The organism is Vibrio sp. 03_296 (genome assembly GCF_002265885.1).
In genome coordinates this window covers 1-568 of the sequence record NZ_NPKW01001112.1, presented here as the reverse complement: position 1 = coordinate 568, position 568 = coordinate 1, and the positions used below count along the sequence as shown (strand labels likewise).

The 568-nt window shown below is 50.0% G+C and carries 1 pseudogene; it reads right to left on the bottom strand.

Going from position 1 to position 568, the window contains the following annotated elements:
• A pseudogene (locus CIK04_RS35875) lies at positions 1-251 on the bottom strand (group II intron reverse transcriptase/maturase); the annotation flags it as partial.
• Positions 252-568: the final 317 nt, after the last annotated feature.

Here is a 568-nt window from a genome sequence, read left to right as displayed (position 1 = left end):
GGGATGCCAAGCAATCTCACTCCACCGCCGTCTTTCGGGATTTCTACCCGTCTGACCGGCTGTGGTTGGTACTGCTTGGTTTTGAGCTCAGAGAGGAGTTGGTCAAGGTTATCACTCAGATTTGAGGCGAAGTCGCTCAGGCTCTGCCTATCTATTCCGGCCGCGCCTTTCGCTTTACACACCTTTTTAAATCCTCTGTATAGTCGCTCTTTACTGAGCAAGTGACCGTACAGGCTGTAATAAACTCTCAACGTCTTCCCTTGGGTTGTGTGCTGTGTGGGGACARGATGYTTTCTTCAGTGTCGGTTTGTTTCRCTTTGCTGTTTAGCTTTCTAGCTCAATGGCAATTGACTAAAGTGAGCCAAAGTTACTCCCGTGCACGGTTTCTCGTTGTCGTCTTCTGCTTCCACAGGTGACCACGCCGGAATACCCCGATAGCGAATCGGTTTGGGTGCCACTAAAAAAAAACATCTGCTCATCACAGACTTAAAGTGTACTTCCTCCCTTCGCAACACTCGCTTGCTTTTGGCAAWGCGGTGCCCCATCACGACGCGATGCTAATGGTCAG